A 17,933-nucleotide genomic window follows, 5' to 3' on the forward strand; every position below is an offset into this window, starting at 1 on the left:
ACTCAGCGGGGACGGGTTCTGCGGGGACGGGCCTCAGCGGAAACGGGCTCTGCGGGGACGGGCTCAGCGCGTGCGGGCGACCGGTTCCGGCTCGGGTTCGTAGGCGAACTGAGCGCAGGCGTCGGTGAGGATGTCGAGGACGGGGAGCGGGTCGGGCAGCGGGAGGTCGGGGCCGAGGTCGGGGAGCCAGACGACCGTGCCGCCGGACGGCAGCCGGGCCGGGGGCAGCAGCACATAGCTGCCGCGGCAGTGCCAGCGGATGCCCGGGTGCTCGTCGGCGGTCTCCGGGTTGCAGTCGAGGGCGCAGGGCCACCACTCGTCCTCGTCGGCGGGGGTGCCGCGGGTGGCGGTGAAGAACAGCATCCGGTCCTCGCCCTGGAGGGCGACCGGGCCGATGGTGGCGCCGTCGGCGGTCAGCCGTTCCAGCGCGACGCGGCCCGCTTCCGCGGGGACGTCGAGGACGTCGTGGTTGAGCCCGGTGGCGGTGATGAAGTTGGCGAGCGGCTGGCCGCTGAGCCACTGGGCGACCCGCTGCGGGTCGGTGCTCGCCTGGGTCTGCCACGCCTGCGAGACGGGGTGCACACCGGGGATGTGACAGCCGATCCGGTCGCACGAACAGCCGAAGCCCTCGGGGTGCACGGCCGGTGCGACGGGATACGAGGCGGCGACGGCCGCCTGGATCAGCTCGTCACGGCGCAGGTCGTCGGCGGCAGCGGCGGCTGCCGCCCTGGCCGCCCGGCTGTTGCCCGAAGCGCTCTCCGTACGGCGGCGCAACCAGTCGGACACCCTGCTCTTGCCTGCCATCGGGCTCCTTTCCTCGCCACTCCCGTCCCGCGGACCACGGTACGCGGACGGTGGAGCACATCCTCCCTCTTGCCAGGAATGAACACCCACCCGGGGTGGAAGTGTTCCCGTGGCGGCCGTTTCCGACATCATGTCGGCAACCTATTGACTTAGGTAAGCCTAAGTTGGGAGGATCGAGGTCGGCGCACAGCCTTGACCAGGAGGTTCCTTTGACCACGTCGATTCCGTCGGCCACTTCGGACACGTCGGCCACTCCGGACGCACCGTCCGCCGCATCCCCCTTCTCCGCCGTGATCCGCGCCGCGACCCGGGCCCAGCACCAGGAGGCGCACGACTCGACCTTCATGGACGACCTGCTCGGCGGGCGGCTCGGCGTGGACGCGTACGCGCGCTACACCGAGCAGCTCTGGTTCGTGTACCGGGCGCTGGAGGAGGGCGCGCACCTGCTGGCCGACGACTCGGTGGCCGCGCCCTTCACCCGCACCGAGCTGCTGCGCGTCGCCTCCCTCGAACAGGACCTCGACCACCTGCTCGGCGAGGGCTGGAAGGACCGCGCGACCGCGCTGCCCGCCACCGCCCGGTACGCGGCCCGGGTGGCCGAGGTCGCCCGCGAGTGGCCCGCCGGGTATGTCGCGCACCACTACACCCGCTACCTCGGCGACCTCTCCGGCGGCCAGGTCGTCCGCGGTGTCGCGGAGAAGACCTGGGGCTTCGCCCGCAAGGGCGACGGTGTCCGCTTCTACGTCTTCGAGGGCATCGACAACCCGGCCGCCTTCAAGCGCGAGTACCGCGAACTGCTGGACGGCCTCGCGGTCGACGACCTGGAGAAGCAGCGGGTGGTCGAGGAGTGCAGGACCGCCTTCGCGCTGAACATCGCGGTCTTCCGAGAGCTGGGGGACGCCTTCCCGCTCTCCGCGTGAGGGCGCGCTGTCCGTACGACCCCCGCGAAGCCGGGCGGCCCACCTGAACTCACGGTGGGCCGCCCGGCTTTCGGCTGTGCCTGAGGTCTTCGCGGCGGACGGTGCCGCGTCAGACGGGGTTGCGTCAGGCGTCTTCGCGTCGGACGGGGTTGCGTCAGACGGTGTTGCGGCGGCGGGCCACGGTGACGGTCGCGGCGGCGCCGGTCACCAGCAGGGCGCCCGCGGCGGCGAGCAGCGCGGCGGACGGGGTGCCGGAGCCGGTGGAGGCCAGCTCGCCGTCGGTGGTGAAGTCGTTGCCGGTGCCGCCGACCGTGCTGCCGGAACCGCCGGTCGTACCGCCGCTGGTGGAGCCGCCGGTCGTACCGCCGTCGGAGGAACCGCCCGACGAACCGGCCGACGGGCTCGGCGAACCGGTCGGCAGGGTGGCGCTGTCGTCCAGCGAGACGGCGACCGTCACCGGGTCGAGCGCGTCGCCCGCCTTGTAGAAGCCGCTGAACGCCTTCGCGCCGTCCTCGGTGAGCACGGCGGAGGCGCCGGAGACCGTGACGACGTCGCCGTCGGCGGTCGGCGCGACACCGCTCAGGGTGGCCACGGCGATGCCCTTGTAGTCGGTGACCTTGCCCGAGGCCATGTCCTTGGCCGACACGTCGGCGGTGAGGGTGCCGGTGGCGCCCTTGGTGGCCACCGCGAAGTTGCCGAACTTCAGGTCGAGCGCGTACGTGCCCTGCTGGAGGTGGCCGAGGAAGCGGACGCCGCCGGAGAAGGAGGCGTTGAGGGTCTTGGTGTCGGCGTCGTAGGTGCCGGCGCCCTTGGGGAAGCGGTAGCCGGAGGCGGTGCCGGTGGCGCCGTCGGTGAGCTCCACCTTGCCGTCGGCGATCGGTCCTGTGACGTAGGAGCGGAAGGACTGCTTGACGCCCCAGTCGAGGTTGCCGTCCACGACGGCGGCGGGCCCGCCGGGCGCGGTCGTGGTGGGCGTGGCGGTCGGCTCGCCCGTGGGCTCACCGGTCGGCTCGCCGGTCGGCGGGTTGGTGGTCGGCGGGGTGGTGGTCGGTGCGGTGGTCGGCGGGGTGGTGGGCGGCGTCGTCGTCGGGGCGGCGCCCGGAGTGACGGACAGGTCCGCGGCGTCCAGCGCCGTACCGGGCTGGTACATGCCGTTGAAGGCGCTCGACCCGTCGGCGGTCAGCGTGGCCGGGATGCCGTTGAAGGTCATCGCGCCGCCCGCGCCGCCGCCGGGCCTGACGTTCGACAGGTCGAGCGTGGCGAATTCCACGTCGTTCGACGTGCTGCCCGCGGCGGTCACGTCGGCGGTGATCCTGCCCGTGGTGCCGACGGTGACGACCTTGAGGTCGGCCAGCTTGATGTCGAAGCCGTGCAGCGTGGACGCGAACTCGACGCTGCCGTCGAAGCCGACGGTCACGCCGTGCGTCGACGTGTCGTACGAGCCTTGGCCGTTGGTGAAGTGGAAGGTGCCGTTGGAGTTGGCGGTCGCGCCGTCCGCGGTGGTGATGGTGCCCCCCGCGGGGCCGGTCACGTACGAGCGGAACGACTGCTTGACGCCCCAGTCGAAGGTGCCGCCGGCGAGCGGTACGGCCGGGGACGACGGCGAGTCGGCGGCGGCGAACGCCGGGACCAGCAGGGCGGTGGCCGCCCCCGCGGTGGCGGTGGCTATGGCCAGGGCGAGCGCGCGGGAGCTGAGGCGGGCGGTCATGGGGTGGTGTGCTCCTTGTGTTCCTCGGAAGGTGGTGCTCGGTGCGGTGGTGCCCAGTGCGGGCATGCGGCCGTACGGAGGGCGTACGGACCCTGCGGCCACACGCTGCGTGCGGCCGTACGCGTCCTGCGGTGCTGCGGTTCGAGCGGGTGGTGCGAGGTGCGGGGGGAGGTGACGCGCCGTCAGCCGACGTCTGGGTGACGCGCCGTCAGCCACCGTCTTCGGTACGGCGTTTGCGCCGTACGACGGTGAAGACGACCGCCGCCGCGGCGAGGACCGCGGCCGAGCCGCCGGCCAGCAGGCCGACCGGCGCGCCGTCGTGCGAGCTGTCCGCGGCGGACTCGGTGCGCGGCGCGGCGGGTGCGGTGCTCGGCGCCGGGGACGCCGCCGGGGTGGCGGACGCCGTGGGGTCGGAGCCGATGTCGGGCAGCGCGGGCAGGGCCGCCGCCTTGTCGAGGGCGACGGAGAGGGTGAGCGGGTCCATCGAAGTACCCGCGGTGTAGAGGCCGTTGAACGCCTTGGCGCCCTGCGCCGTCAGCGTGGTCGGGACCTCGGTCAGGGAGATCAGGCCGTTCTTCGGCGCGAGCGCGGCGGGCGCGGCGAAGGTGATGAACGGCTCGCCGTCCGCGTACAGCGTGCCCTTGCCGTCGGTGACCGTGACGCGGACCGCGCTGATCGACAGGTCGAGCCCGTACGTGCCGTCCGCCGCCTTCATCCCGACGAAGCGCACCGTCCCGCCGAACCGGGCGTCCAGCGAGTGGTGCGAGGCGTCGTACGTGCCGCGGCCCGCGCCGAAGCGGAACAGGGCGCCGCCGTCCCGCGCGCCGTCGGCCACCGTCCAGCGGCCCTTGGCGATGTCGCCGGTCACGTACTCGCGGAAGGTACGGCGTACGCCCCAGTCGGCGGCGGCGTCAACGACCGTGCCGGGCACGGCCGTCGAGGTGGCGGTCGGCTTCCCCGACGCCTTGTCGCTCGCGCCGCCGGTCGGGGTCCGCGGCGGGGCGGTGGTCGGCGAGGCGGGCGCGCGCAGGTCGACCGAGAGGCTGACCGGGTCCAGCGGGGTGCCGGTGGTGTAGTAGCCCGCGAAGGCGCGGGCGCCCTGCGAGGTGAGGGTGGCCGGGATGCCGCTGAGGGTGATCTGCGACCCGGTGACCCCGCGGGTGTTGACGCCGCCGACGGCGAGCGAGGCGAGCGGCACCTGGGCGGTGGTGGTGACCCGACCGGTGTTCTTGTCCTTGCTGCGCATGTCGGCGTAGAGCGTGCCGCGGCCGCCGGAGATCTTGACGGTGGGACGGCTGATGGTGAGGTCGAGTTGATAGGCGCCGCTGGTCTGCCGGTGCCCCAGGAAGTGGACGCCGCCCGCGAAGGCGGCGGTCAGCGCGCCGCTGCCCGGATCGTACGAGCCCCGCGCCGAAGGGAAACGGAACTGGTTGCTGCCGAAGGTGCCCGCGCCGCCGGTCATCGCCCAACTGCCTTTCGCGATGGGCCCGGTGACATAGCTCTGGAACGACGCCTTGATTCCCCAGTCCAGCCGTCCCCCGGCGACCGTACGGCTCGTCGCGGCGTCCGCCCTTGACGCGGGCAGCACCGCGGTCAGCGCGGTCAGCGCGACCGCGCCGAGCAGCGCGGTGCTCACGGCCGTGAGCGAGACGGCCCGGCCGCCGGTACGGCGCACGCGGGCATGACGGAACAACGGCATGGACCCCTCCAGGACTGGCAAACTCAGGTAAGGCTAACCTAAGCTAATCACCGACCGGCGGGGAACCCTCCCGCGACGTCGCCGAACGCGCTGGCGCGCGGGCACAGCGGCATCACGACATGACGGCACCACGGCAAGGGACGGGTTGGCAGTGCGAACAGGTTCCGAACGACGTCCCGACCGAGCGGATGCCGAGCCGCATGCCGCGGGCTTCCCGACGACGGCCTCGCAGGCCGGGCGCTCCCTGGACGCCCCGGACGCCGACACTCCGCAACGCAGGCATGCCCAGGCCGACTTGTGCGACCGCGCCGCGCCGGAACGCACCCGCCCACCGGCCGCCGGTCCACAGCCGACAGCCGTCCGAGCCGCCCCGGACCTCGCCGCGTCACCAACCCCGCCTTCGTCCCCCGCCCGTTCACAGCCGATCAGCCTCCGGGCCGCCCCGGACCTCGCCGCGTCACCAACCCCGCCTTCGTCCCCCGCCCGTTCACAGCCGACCGCCGTCCGAGTCGCCCCGGACCTCGCCGCGTCACCAACCCCGCCTTCGTCCCCCGCCGGTTCACCACCGACCGCCGTCCGGGCCGCCCCGGAAGCCGGCGGCTCGGGGCGCGGTCGCTCGCGGCGCCGCGCTTCCCTGCGGCGGAACGCGTGCGCCGCGCGGGGCGTGGCCTTCTCGCTGCTCGGCGGGCTGCTGGCGCTCGCGCTCACCGCGTGCGGCGGCTCGGCGGGGAAGGCGGGGCCGTCCGCGAGCGGTTCGGGGGCGACGTCGAGCGCGGGAGCGGACGCCGACCGGATCGAACCGCTGGCCGGTGCGGCGCCCGTGCCCGTACTGCCCGCCACCGTCACCTCGGCGGACGGCCGGAAGGTCACCGTCACCGCCGCCGACCGGATCGTGCCGCTCACCGGCGGGCTGTCCGAGATCGTCTTCACGCTGGGCCTCGGCAAGAACGTCGTCGCGCGCGACATCACGGCGACCTTCGCGCAGGCGGCGAAGCTGCCGGTGGTGACCCGCGCCCACGACGTCTCGGCCGAGGGCGTCCTGTCCCTGCACCCCACCCTCGTCCTCGCCGAGGACACCACGGGCCCGGCCGAGGCGATCCGCCAGATCCGCGACGCGGGCGTCCCGCTCGTCGTCGTCAAGACGGCGACCTCGCTCGACGACGTGGGCCCGCGGATCGACGCCGTGGCCGCCGCGCTCGGCGTGAAGGCCGCGGGTGACACGCTGCGCGCGCGTACGGCGCAACGGATCGACGCCGTCCGCGCGACGATTCCGAGCACGTCCGACAAGCCGCGCGTCGCCTTCCTCTACCTGCGCGGCACCGCGTCGGTCTACCTGATCGGCGGGCGCGGCTCCGGCGCCGACTCCCTCATCGCGGCGGCGGGCGGCGTCGACGCCGGGACCGCCTCCGGCCTCGACAAGGACTTCACCCCCATCACCAGCGAGGCCCTGGTGAAGGCCGCGCCCGACGTCATCCTCGTCATGACCAAGGGGCTCGACTCCGTCGGCGGGGTCAGCGGCCTCGAAAAGGTCCCGGGCGTCGCCCAGACCCCCGCCGGTCTCGACCACCGTGTCGTCGCCATCGACGACGGCACCCTCCTCAACTTCGGCCCCCGCACCGACTCCGTCCTGCGCCGGCTCACCACCGGCATCCACCAAAAGGCCCGGTGACCCGGCCCATGACGACCACGGCCTCCCCGAACGAGGAACACACCGCGCCCGCCGGGACGGACGACGACACCCGGCCGACCACGACTGCGGCTCCCGCTCGGGACGTCGGCCCAGGAGCTCCGGACTCCGTACCGGCGCACGATGACGCGGCGCATACGTACACGGGGCCCAAGGAAGCGAGCGGGCCCGGGGGGATCGCGGACGACGGGCCGCGGCCGACCGGCCGTCAGGCCAACCGGCGTGGCCGGGCGACCGTGTTGATCGGGGTGCTGGCCGCGGGGCTGGTCGTGCTGAGCGTCGTGTCGGCCGGGATCGGGGCGTACGGGATTCCGGCGGGGGACGTGCTGGCGTCGGTGGCGCACCGCTGCGGCCTCGGGGGCCACCGGCTGGACCGGGTGGCGGAGTCGGTGCTGTGGGACGTACGGCTGCCGCGCATCGTGCTGGCGCTGCTGGTCGGCGGCTCGCTGGGGTGCGCGGGGGCGCTGATGCAGGGCGTGTTCGGGAATCCGCTGGCCGAGCCGGGGGTGATCGGGATCTCGTCCGGCGCCGCGGTGGGCGCCGTCGGGTCGATCGCGCTCGGCCTGACCTTCGCGGGCACCTGGTCGGTGACGGTGTGCGCCTTCGTCGCCGGGCTGCTGACCGTCCTCGTCGTGTACGGCCTGTCCCGGTCCGGCGGCCGGACGGAGGTCGTCACCCTCGTCCTCACCGGCATCGCGGTGAACGCCTTCGCGGGCGCCCTCATCGGCCTGTTCGTCTTCTTCGCGGACAACTCGCAGCTCACCCAGATCACCTTCTGGCAGCTCGGTTCACTGGCCCAGGCGAGCTGGCCGAAGGTGCTCGCGGTGCTGCCCTGCGCGCTGGCCGGTCTCGCCGTGGCGCCGTTCTTCTCCCGCCGCCTGGACCTGCTGGCGCTCGGCGAACGCCAGGCCAAGCACCTCGGCGTGGACGTCGAACGGATGCGGATCGCGGTGATCCTGATCGTGGCGCTGCTGACGGCGGCGGCCGTCGCGGTCGCGGGGATCGTCGCCTTCGTCGGGCTCGTCGTGCCGCATCTGCTGCGGATGGCCGCGGGGCCGGGACACCGTTTCCTGGTGCCGGGCAGCGCGCTCGGCGGCGCGCTCGTCCTGGTCGCGGCCGACCTCGCCGCCCGTACGCTCGCCTCGCCCGCGGAGCTGCCGCTGGGCGTGCTGACCGCCCTCGTCGGGAGCCCCTTCTTCTTCTGGCTGCTGCGCAGGACCCGCGGCCGGCAGGGGGGTTGGGCATGAGGCCGCTCGCGGTACGACGCCGCGCCCGTACGTCCCTCCCGCCGCCGCCCGCCCCCGGCGACGTCCTGGCCGAGGCCCGCGACCTGGTCGTACGGCTCGGCGGGCGCCCCGTGCTCGACGGGGTCGGCGTCGCCGTCCACGCGGGCGAAGTGCTCGCCCTGGTCGGGCCCAATGGCGCGGGCAAGTCCACGCTGCTGGGGGCGCTGGCCGGTGACGTGCCCGCCGACTCCGGTGAGGTGCGGGTCGGCGGCGCGCCCCTCGGCCGCTGGACCGCCCGGCAGCTCGCCCTGCGCCGGGCCGTGCTCCCGCAGTCCTCGCCGCTCGCCTTCCCCTTCACCGCCGACGAGGTCGTACGGATGGGGCGCGCGCCGTGGGCCGGGACCGTCCTCGCCCACGAGGACGAGGCCGCGGTGGCGGCGGCCATGCGTGCCACCGAGGTCACGGGCTTCGCCGAGCGGGCCTATCCCGCGCTCTCGGGCGGCGAGCGGGCCCGCGTCGCGCTCGCGCGAGTGCTCGCCCAACGCGCGCCGCTGCTGCTGCTCGACGAGCCGACCGCCGCCCTTGACCTTCACCACCAGGAGCTCGTCCTGCGCGTCTGCCGCGAGCAGGCCGCTCTCGGGTGCGGGGTCGTCGTCGTCCTCCACGACCTCGGTCTCGCCGCCGCCCATGCCGACCGCGTCGCCGTCCTGTCCTCCGGCCGCGTCACCGCCAACGGTTCGCCTGCGGCGGTGCTCACCGCCGAACGGCTCTCCGCCGTCTACCGCCACCCCGTCGAAGTCCTCCCCCACCCCCGCAGCGGCACCCCCCTGATCCTCCCCCTCCGCTGACCCCCCACCCACCGGCCCGGTGGTCCGGAGACAACCGAACTGCCCCACCGGGACCGGTGGTGACGTGCGGGAGCGTCGTGGCTTGTCGCGCAGTTCCCCGCGCCCCTAAAGGATCGGCTCACCGCCCGGACGAGAGACGGTGCCCCGTCAGGGGCGCGGGGAACTGCGCGGCCAGCCCCCACCGGGCCGGTGGTCCGGAGACAACCGAACTGCCCCACCGGGGCCGGTGGTGACCCGCAGGAGCGTCATGGCTGAGCGCGCAGTTCCCCGCGCCCCTAAAAGGATCGGCTCGCCGCCCGACGCGAAGGAACCGTACGGGGGGAAAGGGGGGAACCCTTTGGGGTACTTGGTGGTGCGGGACCCCAGCGGGAGGCGCAGAATCGGGGCGTACGTACGAACTCCGGGGGGCCGACCGTCCGCCGGAGGCGGCCCTTCACCACCCCCCGAGGAGCCCTCTTTGCGCACTGCGACACCCCGCCGGTACCTGATGTGTCCACCGGCGCACTTCCGAGTGACGTACTCGATCAACCCGTGGATGGACCCGACGAAGCCGGTGGACCCGGCACTGGCCCTGTTCCAGTGGGAGGACCTGCGCGACAGGTACCGGGCGCTGGGCCACACCGTGGAGCTGCTGGACGCGGTGGAGGACCTGCCGGACATGGTGTTCGCGGCGAACGGCGCGACCGTCGTGGACGGGAAGGTGCTGGGCGCGAGGTTCGCGAACCCCGAGCGCGAGGCCGAGGCCCCGGCGCACCTGGCGTGGTTCAGGAGCAACGGCTTTCCCGATCCGCGCGAGCCGGTGCACATCAACGAGGCGGAGGGCGACTTCGCGGTCACGGCGACATGGATCCTGGCGGGCCAGGGCTTCCGGAGCAGCCCGCTGTCGCACTCGGAGGCGCAGGAGTTCTTCGGCCGTCCGGTGATCGGCCTGGAGCTGACCGACCCGCGCTACTACCACCTGGACACGGCGCTGGCCGTGCTCGACGACGTGCGGGACGAGATCATGTACTACCCCGGCGCCTTCTCCCCCGGCAGCCGCGCCGTGCTGGCCCGGCTCTTCCCCGACGCGCTGCTGGCGACGGCGCAGGACGCCGCCGCGCTCGGCCTCAACGCGGTCAGCGACGGCCGCAACGTCCTGCTGCCGCGTACCGCCACCGGCCTGCTCGGGCCGTTGCGCGACCGGGGCTTCGAGCCGGTCCCGGTGGACATGTCGGAGCTGCACAAGGCCGGCGGCAGCGTGAAGTGCTGCACGATGGAGCTGCGCCCGGCCGTCGGCTGACCGGCGCGTGGCCCGAGCCCGCGCACGCCACGCCGCGGGTCCTCCCGGCCGGGGGCCTCGGCGTGGTGGCGGCTCGGCAGCCGACCAGCTGAACCGCCCGGTCCCGACCGCCCCATGCCGTGCGCCGCCGCGTCATAGGGTGCGGGGATGGACGTTTCGAGCGGGGCACGGCATGACGTGGTGATCGTCGGCGGCGGCCACAACGGGCTGGTCGCCGCCGCCTATCTGGCCCGCGCGGGCCGCCGGGTGCTGCTGCTCGAGCGGCTGCCCGCGACCGGCGGCGCGGCCGTGTCGACCCGGGCCTTCGCCGGGGTGGACGCGCGGCTGTCGCGCTACTCCTACCTGGTGAGCCTGCTGCCCGCGCGGATCACCGACGAGCTGGGGCTGCGGTTCGCGGTGCGCCGCCGCCGGATCTCCTCGTACACCCCGCGCGGCACCGGCGGCCTGCTGGTGGACGCGGGCGACGCGGCCCGTACGCGGGAGCAGTTCGCCGCGCTGACCGGCGACGACCGGGACTTCGAGGCGTGGCAGCGGTTCTACGCGATGACCGGGCGGGTCGCGCAGGCGGTGTTCCCGACGCTGACCGAGCCGCTGCCCTCGCGGGCCGCGCTGGAGAGCGCGATCGGTGACTCCGCGGCCTGGGAGGCGCTGTTCGAGCGGCCGCTGGGCGAGACGGTGGAGGCGGCCTTCGCGGACGACCTGGTGCGGGGCGTGGTCCTCACCGACGCGCTGATCGGCACCTTCACGCACGCCCACGACCCGTCGCTGCGGCAGAACCGCTGTTTCCTCTACCACGTGATCGGCGGCGGGACCGGCGACTGGGACGTGCCGGTGGGCGGGATGGGCGCGTTCACCGACGCGCTGGCGGACGCGGCCCGCGCGGCGGGCGCCGAGATCGTCACCGGCGCCGAGGTCACGGGCATCGCGGCGGACGGCGTACGCGCGGAGGTGACGTACGAGCGCGACGGGCGGCAGGTGACGGTCGGGGCGCGTGACGTGCTGGTCAACGCGGCGCCGCACACGCTGGCCGGGCTGCTGGGCGAGGCGGCGCCGGGTCCGGCCCCCGAGGGCGCGCAGCTCAAGGTCAACATGCTGCTGCGCAGGCTGCCGCGGCTGCGCGACACCTCGGTGGACCCGCGCGAGGCGTTCGCCGGGACCTTCCACATCGCCGAGGGCTACGAGCAGTTGGCGACCGCGTACGAGCAGGCCGCCGCGGGGCGGCTGCCGGACGCGCCGCCGTCGGAGATCTACTGCCACAGCCTGACCGACCCGTCGATCCTCTCGCCGGAACTGGCCGGGCGGGGCGTTCACACGCTGACCCTGTTCGGACTGCACACGCCCGCGCGGCTGTTCGCGGCGGACCCGGCGGGGGCGAAGGACGCGCTGCTGGAGGCGACGCTGGCGCAGCTCGACGCGGTGCTCGCCGAGCCGCTGGCGGACTGCCTGCTGCTGGACGGCGACGGCAGGCCGTGTCTGGAGGCGAAGTCGCCGCTGGACCTGGAGCGCGAGGTGGGCCTGCCCGGCGGCCACATCTTCCACCGCGACCTGTCGTGGCCGTACGCCGCGCCGGACGCGGACCAGGTGACGTACGCCACAGGCCGCTGGGGCGTCGGCACCCCGCATGAGAACGTCTTCCTCTGCGGCGCGGGCGCGGCCCGCGGCGGCGGGGTGAGCGGCGTTCCCGGGCACAACGCGGCCATGGCGGTACTGGAGAAGGCACGATGACCACCGACGAACGCGGCATCACCCCTGGCCGGCGTCTGGACCCGCGGCTGATCGACCCCATGCGGCTCGCCCGCCGCACGGTCGGCCGCAGGCAGTGGCGGCGCGGCGGCACCTGGCACACCCTCGGCGAGGACGGCACGGTGCCCGAGCAGCGCCGCCGCACCGCGGACGTGGTGGTCGACTGCGCGGTGTACGCGGACGGCTCGCGGGTGGCGTCGCTGCCGCCGCGCGAGGCGCTGGCGGAGGCCAGGAAGCACACCGGCGGCTTCGCCTGGATCGGGCTGCACGAGCCGGAGGCGGAGCATCTGACCGAGATCGCCGAGGTGTTCGGGCTGCATCCGCTGGCGGTCGAGGACGCGGTGACCGCGCACCAGCGGCCCAAGCTGGAGCGGTACGGCGACTCGCTGTTCATGGTGGTCAAGACGATCGTCTTCGTCGAGCACGAGAAGCTGACCGCGACCAGCGAGGTGGTCGACACCGGTGAGCTGATGATCTTCCTCGGCGCGGACTTCGTCGTGGTGGTGCGGCACGGCAGCGCGCCGGGGCTGACCCGCGTACGGCACGCCCTCGAAAGCAGCCCGGAGATGCTGGCGCACGGACCCTCGGCGGTCCTGCACGCCATCGTCGACCAGGTCGTGGACGACTACCTGGACGTCGCCGACGAGGTCGAGCTGGACGTGGACGACCTGGAGGCCGACGTCTTCGCCGACTCGCACCGCGACGACGCCGAGCGGATCTACCAGCTCAAGCGGGAGCTCATCGAGTTCAAGCGGGCCGTGCACCCGATGGCCAGGCCCTTGCAGCGGCTGAGCGAGGAGCCGGACCGGCTCATCGGCGCCGAGGTCGCCCGCTATCTGCGCGACGTCGCCGACCACCTGACCCACGTCCGCGAGCGGCTGGTGGGCTACGGCGAGCTGGTCGACGGTCTGCTGGCGGCCAATCTCAGCCAACTCGCCGTGCAACAGAACGTCGACATGCGGCGGATCAGCGCGGGCGCCGCGATCCTCGCCGTCCCGACGATGATCGCGGGCTTCTACGGCATGAACTTCGACCACATGCCCGAGCTGCGCTGGTCCTTCGGCTACCCGCTGATGGTGGGCGTGATGGCCACGCTGTCCTTCCTGTGCTACCGCGCCTTCCACCGCTACGGCTGGCTGTAGGACGCTAGCTCCAGGGGTCGCCCCAGGAGGCGTCGCGGGCCGCGCGGTAGGTGTCGCCGTGCCGTTTGCTGACGGTGTCGCGGACCAGGCCGCGGTCGGCGGTGCACAGGTCGAGCAGGACCAGGCCCTTGCGGATCTGCGGGTGGCGCACGACGCGGCCGGGGGCGGGGGCCGCGGGGAACCGCGCGGCGGCCACGTAGCTGAACTTCTCGTCCTCGTAGGGCAGTGAGCCGCCCTTGACCTGCCGGTGCAGCGAGCTGCGCTGGACGCGGGCGGCGAAGTGGCACCAGTCGTCGCCGGTGACCGGGCAGGCCGCGTCGTGCGGGCAGGGCGCGAGGACGGTGAGCCCGGCGGCGAGCAGCCGGTCGCGGGCGGCGATCGTGCGCGCGTACCCCTCGGGGGTGCCGGGCTCGACGACGAGCACCGCCCCGGTGGCCGCCAGCGCGGCCGCGTCGATCAGCGCGGTGCGGTCGGCGGCGGTCAACTCCCCGATCACGTACGAGACGGTGACCAGGTCGGCGGCGGGCAGCGCGGGTCCGCCGCCGAGCGGCGACCGGGTCCAGCGCGCGGCGCGCAGGGCGGGCGACTCGGCGGTGCGCGCCAGTTCACTTCCCAGGTCGAGGGCGGACTGCGACCAGTCGAGGACGGTGGAGGTGTGCGCGCTCGCCGAGGGATCGCCCGGGAACGCGTCGGCCACCGCCCACGTCGCCGCGCCGGTCCCGCCGCCGAGGTCGAGATGGGTCGCGGGCGACCACTGCCCGGCCTGCAAACGGAATGCCTCGAGCGCGGCCCTGACGGCCGCGTACGTGGCGGGCATACGGTAGGCCGCGTAAGCCGCCACCGACGCCGCGTCCCGCAGAATGGGCGCTGACGTCGGCGACTTGCCACGATATGTTTCGATGAGGCGTTCCACCTCGGCGGAAGCCCTGGTGGGGGCCGTGGCGCTCAGTCGCGCCGACAGGGCTGTACGCAGGTCGTCGGGTAGGTGCACAGTGGACACAAGTCCCAAGGGTAAGGGTCGTGCACACCCGTAACGGCCTCCTTACACTCTGTGGCCATTCGATATCCATACTTGTGTTAACTCGGTCATAACAACGGCTCGAATCTGCGTAAACCGCAGCGGAAAGCCCTCGTGTTGGCCTAGCGTTCGCTCTTATCCAGGCGCACTACCCCTTGGGGAAGTGGTAGAGCGCCTCGTCGGTCGCGATGTGCCAGGGGGGTCCATGCGGCGTGTCGAAGCAAACCGGGTTCTACCGGTCATACCCATGAGTGCCGATACGAGACCCGTGCGCGCGAAAGCCGCGCACGCGTTCGGCAGGAGGGCATCGGGTTCCACCGGTGCCCTCGCTGCGCCCGGCCCTTACGGCGGGCACGGCAGGTTCAGTGACAAGGCGCGGTGGTATCTGCCGCTCGCGCTCACCGTCGACGTGCTCGGGATCGCGTTCCCGGTCGCGGCGATCTTCCATGCCACCGGCCAGCCGCACCCGCTGGTCTGCGCCGCCGTGGCGGCGCTCGCCTGGGTCGGTGTCCAGGCGGTCAGGCGGCGTTACGCGGCGGACGTCCTCGGCGAGCACCGCGGCGCCGGGGCGGTGCTCCGGGACTGGCTGATGCTGCTCGGGGTGCTCGCCGTGCTCAGGACCGCCTTCGATCAGGTGGCGGAACCGTCGTACGCGCTGGCCGGGCTGACCGCCGGTCCCGTGCTGACGGCGGCCTGCCGGATGCTCACCCACCACCACCTGATCGCCGCCCGGCGCGAGGCCCACGCCGTGCGCAGGGTCCTGGTCATCGGCGAGCCGAGCTCCGCCGACCATGTGGTGGGCCACCTCGCGGCCCGTACCGAACACGCGTATGTGGTGGTCGGGGTGGTCCCGGTGGGCAACGCCAAGCTGGAGTGCGGGGCCCCGGTCACCGCACGGCTCGGCGCGGTCGCGCCGTCCGGTCTCGCCGAGGACGCGGGCATCGTGCTGGGCGCCGCCCGTGACCACGGGGCGGAGCTGGTCCTGGTGGCGCCGGGACCGCGGCTGTCCGCGGAACGGCTGCGCAGGCTGTCCTGGTCGCTGCACGACGCGGGCCTGCCGCTCGCGGTGCTGCCGGGGCTGATCGATGTGGCCGTGCGCCGGGTGCAGTTGGACGCGCCCGCGGGCCTGGCCATGCTGCACATCGCCCCGCCGTCCAGGCGCGGCGTCCAGCCGGTGCTCAAGTCGGCCCTCGACCGGGTCGGCGCGGGGCTCGGACTCCTGCTGCTCTCCCCGGTCTTCGGCCTGGTGGCGGCGGCGGTCCGGCTGACCTCGCAGGGCCCGGCCTTCCACCGGCAGATCCGGTACGGGCAGGGCTGTGTGCCGTTCACCATGTGGAAATTCCGCACGATGGTGGTCGACGCGGAGCAGCGCAAGCCCGATCTGCACGGGTCGAACGAGAACGACGGCCTGATGTTCAAGATGCGCCGTGACCCCCGGGTCACCCGCGTCGGGCGGCTGCTGCGGCGGCTGTCGCTGGACGAGCTGCCGCAGCTCGTGAACGTGCTGCGCGGCGAGATGTCGATGGTCGGCCCGCGTCCGCCGCTGCCCGACGAGGTGGCGCGGTACAACGAGGTGGAGGTCAGGCGCCTCGCGGTCAAGCCGGGCATCACGGGTCTGTGGCAGGTCAGCGGCAGGTCGGAGCTGTCCTGGGACGAGACCCTCGCGATCGATCTGCGGTACGTCGACAACTGGTCGCTCTCGGGCGACGCGGATGTGATGGCCCGCACCCTGCGGGCCGTGGTCGACGGACGCGGGGCGTACTAGTGAGTCACTGTTCCGGCCACAGACCCGGCGGTCGCCCGCCAGTCCGCGTACACCGCGGCGATCCCGTCCCGCAGCGCGATCTCCGGCCGCCAGCCGAGCGCCTGAAGACGGGACACGTCGAGCAGCTTGCGCGGCGTGCCGTCGGGTTTTGTGGTGTCCCAGCCGATCGTGCCGCGGTAGCCGACGACGTCCCTGACGGTCTCGGCCAGTTCGCGGATGGTCAGGTCCTCGCCGCAGCCGACGTTGACCGGCTCGGCGCCGTCGTAGACCCGCAGCAGCAGCGCGCAGGCCGCCGCGAGGTCGTCCACGTGCAGGAATTCGCGCCGCGGTGTGCCGCTGCCCCACAGGGTCAGTTCGGCCGCGCCGTCCCGCTCGGCCTCGTGGAAGCGGCGGATGAGGGCGGGCAGCACGTGCGAGGTGGCGAGGTCGAAGTTGTCGCCGGGGCCGTAGAGGTTGGTGGGCATCGCGGAGATGTACGAGGCGCCGTACTGCTTGCGGTAGGACTGCACCTGGACGATGCCGGCGATCTTGGCGAGCGCGTACGCCTCGTTGGTCGGCTCCAGGGGGCCGGTGAGCAGCGCGTCCTCGTGGATCGGCTGCGGGGCCAGCTTGGGGTAGATGCACGAGGAGCCGAGGAAGAGCAGGCGGGCGACGCCCGCCTCGTGGGCCCCGGCGACGACGCTGAGCTGGATCCGGAGGTTGTCCTCCAGGAACTGCACGGGGTAGGTCGAGTTGGCCATGATCCCCCCGACCTTGGCCGCCGCGAGCACCACCGCGTCGGGCCGGGTGTCGCGCAGATACGCGGCGGTCGCCGCCGCGTCCCGCAGGTCCAGTTCCGCGCGGCCCCGGGTGAGCACCTGGTGGCCGTCGGCGGTGAGGCGGCGGGCCACGGCGGAGCCGACGAGGCCGCGGTGGCCCGCGACGAAGATCCGGGCCGCGTCCGGCAGTAGGTCTGTCATGGAACGGCATTCTGCCAGCACACTTCACCCGATCGGGTGCCAACCCATCTTTACGTACGAAATACAGCACAACCCGACCAGTTGGGGGGACTCACATGGGCAAGACCGCGCTCATCACCGGCGTCACCGGCCAGGACGGCTCGTATCTCGCGGAGCTGCTGCTGTCCAAGGGCTACACCGTGCACGGCCTCGTGCGCCGCTCGTCGACGTTCAACACCGAACGGATCGACCACATCTACCAGGACCCCCAGGAGAAGAACCGCTCCTTCGTGCTGCATCACGCGGATCTCACCGACGGCATCGCGCTGGTGAGCCTGCTGCGTGACCTGCGGCCGGACGAGATCTACAACCTGGGCGCGCAGTCCCATGTGCGGGTCTCCTTCGACGCGCCGCTGTACACCGGGGACGTCACCGGCCTGTCCGCGCTGCGGCTGCTGGAGGCGCTGCGGGCGAGCGGCATCGAGGCGCGGATCTACCAGGCGTCGTCCTCGGAGATGTTCGGCGCCGCCCCGCCGCCGCAGAACGAGCGCACCCCGTTCCACCCGCGCAGCCCGTACGGCTGCGCGAAGGTCTTCGCCTACTGGGCGACGGTGAACTATCGCGAGGCGTACGGGATGTACGCCGTCAACGGCATCCTGTTCAACCACGAGTCCCCGCGCCGCGGTGAGACCTTCGTCACCCGCAAGATCACCCGCGCCATCGCGCGTATCCAGGCCGGCCTCCAGGACCGGCTCTACCTGGGCAATCTGGACGCGGTGCGCGACTGGGGCTACGCGCCGGAGTACGTGGACGCGATGTGGCGGATGCTCCAGCGCGACGAGCCGGAGGACTACGTGGTGGCGACCGGCGAGGCCGCGACCGTGCGGCAGTTCCTCGAGGTGGCCTTCGAGCACGCGGGTCTGGACTGGGCCGAGCATGTCCGGTACGACCCGAAATACGAGCGGCCCAGCGAGGTCGACGCGCTCATCGGCGACGCGAGCAAGGCACGGGACCTGCTGGACTGGAAGGCGCAGGTCAGGGTGGCGGAGCTGGCCCGGATCATGGTCGACGCGGACATCCGACAGGTGGCGGACCAGTTGTCGGGGGCCACGATTCGCATCGACAGATGATGTGATGTCACTTTATTCGTCAAAAA

At 73.3% G+C, this 17,933-nt stretch carries 14 protein-coding genes; 9 read left to right on the top strand and 5 right to left on the bottom strand.

What is annotated here, in order from left to right; all coding sequences use genetic code 11:
* Window positions 1-63: 63 nt before the first annotated feature.
* On the bottom strand, window positions 64-804 hold the full coding sequence (locus tag ACFY9V_RS07490; protein ID WP_355334526.1) for a bifunctional DNA primase/polymerase: 741 nt from the start codon (window positions 802-804) through the stop codon (window positions 64-66).
* A 221-nt stretch (window positions 805-1,025) separates the two neighbouring features.
* On the opposite strand from ACFY9V_RS07490, the gene ACFY9V_RS07495 reads away from it, so the two are divergent.
* The gene (locus tag ACFY9V_RS07495; RefSeq protein ID WP_391044249.1) at window positions 1,026-1,724 is read left to right on the top strand and encodes a biliverdin-producing heme oxygenase; all 699 of its coding nucleotides are present in this window, start codon (window positions 1,026-1,028) and stop codon (window positions 1,722-1,724) included.
* A gap of 154 nt (window positions 1,725-1,878) precedes the next feature.
* On the opposite strand, the gene ACFY9V_RS07500 is transcribed toward ACFY9V_RS07495, so the two are convergent.
* Window positions 1,879-3,432 (bottom strand): HtaA domain-containing protein, encoded by a 1,554-nt coding sequence (locus ACFY9V_RS07500; protein WP_391160049.1) that lies wholly within the window; start codon window positions 3,430-3,432, stop codon window positions 1,879-1,881.
* 208 nt (window positions 3,433-3,640) lie between these two features.
* Entirely contained in the window at window positions 3,641-5,131 is a 1,491-nt protein-coding gene (locus ACFY9V_RS07505; RefSeq protein ID WP_391160050.1) for an HtaA domain-containing protein, read from the bottom strand.
* A gap of 664 nt (window positions 5,132-5,795) precedes the next feature.
* Between ACFY9V_RS07505 and ACFY9V_RS07510 the strand changes: the two genes are divergently transcribed.
* The 6 genes from ACFY9V_RS07510 (at window position 5,796) to corA (ending at window position 13,056) form a co-directional block, all read left to right on the top strand.
* Window positions 5,796-6,800, top strand: coding sequence for an ABC transporter substrate-binding protein (locus ACFY9V_RS07510; protein WP_391160052.1), 1,005 nt, complete (start codon window positions 5,796-5,798; stop codon window positions 6,798-6,800).
* A gap of 8 nt (window positions 6,801-6,808) precedes the next feature.
* Complete coding sequence (locus tag ACFY9V_RS07515; RefSeq protein WP_391160053.1) at window positions 6,809-8,065, top strand: iron chelate uptake ABC transporter family permease subunit; 1,257 nt, start codon at window positions 6,809-6,811, stop codon at window positions 8,063-8,065.
* On the top strand, window positions 8,062-8,892 hold the full coding sequence (locus ACFY9V_RS07520) for a heme ABC transporter ATP-binding protein (protein WP_391160055.1): 831 nt from the start codon (window positions 8,062-8,064) through the stop codon (window positions 8,890-8,892). Before ACFY9V_RS07515 ends, ACFY9V_RS07520 begins: the two co-directional genes overlap by 4 nt.
* A 457-nt stretch (window positions 8,893-9,349) precedes the next feature.
* Entirely contained in the window at window positions 9,350-10,171 is an 822-nt protein-coding gene (ddaH, locus tag ACFY9V_RS07525; protein WP_391160056.1) for a dimethylargininase, read from the top strand.
* 147 nt (window positions 10,172-10,318) lie between these two features.
* Window positions 10,319-11,896, top strand: coding sequence for an NAD(P)/FAD-dependent oxidoreductase (locus tag ACFY9V_RS07530; protein ID WP_355334541.1), 1,578 nt, complete (start codon window positions 10,319-10,321; stop codon window positions 11,894-11,896).
* The gene (corA, locus tag ACFY9V_RS07535; protein ID WP_391160058.1) at window positions 11,893-13,056 is read left to right on the top strand and encodes a magnesium/cobalt transporter CorA; all 1,164 of its coding nucleotides are present in this window, start codon (window positions 11,893-11,895) and stop codon (window positions 13,054-13,056) included. Before ACFY9V_RS07530 ends, corA begins: the two co-directional genes overlap by 4 nt.
* Before the next feature lie 4 nt (window positions 13,057-13,060).
* On the opposite strand, the gene ACFY9V_RS07540 is transcribed toward corA, so the two are convergent.
* A complete protein-coding gene (locus ACFY9V_RS07540; protein WP_391160595.1) occupies window positions 13,061-14,047 on the bottom strand; it encodes a small ribosomal subunit Rsm22 family protein in 987 nt (328 codons plus the stop codon).
* A gap of 295 nt (window positions 14,048-14,342) precedes the next feature.
* Here ACFY9V_RS07540 and ACFY9V_RS07545 point away from each other — a divergent pair, with 295 nt between their 5' ends.
* Window positions 14,343-15,839 (top strand): exopolysaccharide biosynthesis polyprenyl glycosylphosphotransferase, encoded by a 1,497-nt coding sequence (locus ACFY9V_RS07545; protein ID WP_391043682.1) that lies wholly within the window; start codon window positions 14,343-14,345, stop codon window positions 15,837-15,839.
* Here the strand turns inward: ACFY9V_RS07545 and ACFY9V_RS07550 are convergent.
* A complete protein-coding gene (locus ACFY9V_RS07550) occupies window positions 15,836-16,798 on the bottom strand; it encodes an NAD-dependent epimerase/dehydratase family protein (RefSeq protein ID WP_391160060.1) in 963 nt (320 codons plus the stop codon). The genes ACFY9V_RS07545 and ACFY9V_RS07550 overlap by 4 nt on opposite strands.
* A gap of 95 nt (window positions 16,799-16,893) precedes the next feature.
* Between ACFY9V_RS07550 and gmd the strand changes: the two genes are divergently transcribed.
* The gene (gene gmd, locus ACFY9V_RS07555; protein ID WP_188285703.1) at window positions 16,894-17,907 is read left to right on the top strand and encodes a GDP-mannose 4,6-dehydratase; all 1,014 of its coding nucleotides are present in this window, start codon (window positions 16,894-16,896) and stop codon (window positions 17,905-17,907) included.
* Window positions 17,908-17,933: the final 26 nt, after the last annotated feature.

This window comes from Streptomyces sp. NPDC008317 (assembly GCF_042955955.1).
Lineage (GTDB): Bacteria > Actinomycetota > Actinomycetes > Streptomycetales > Streptomycetaceae > Actinacidiphila.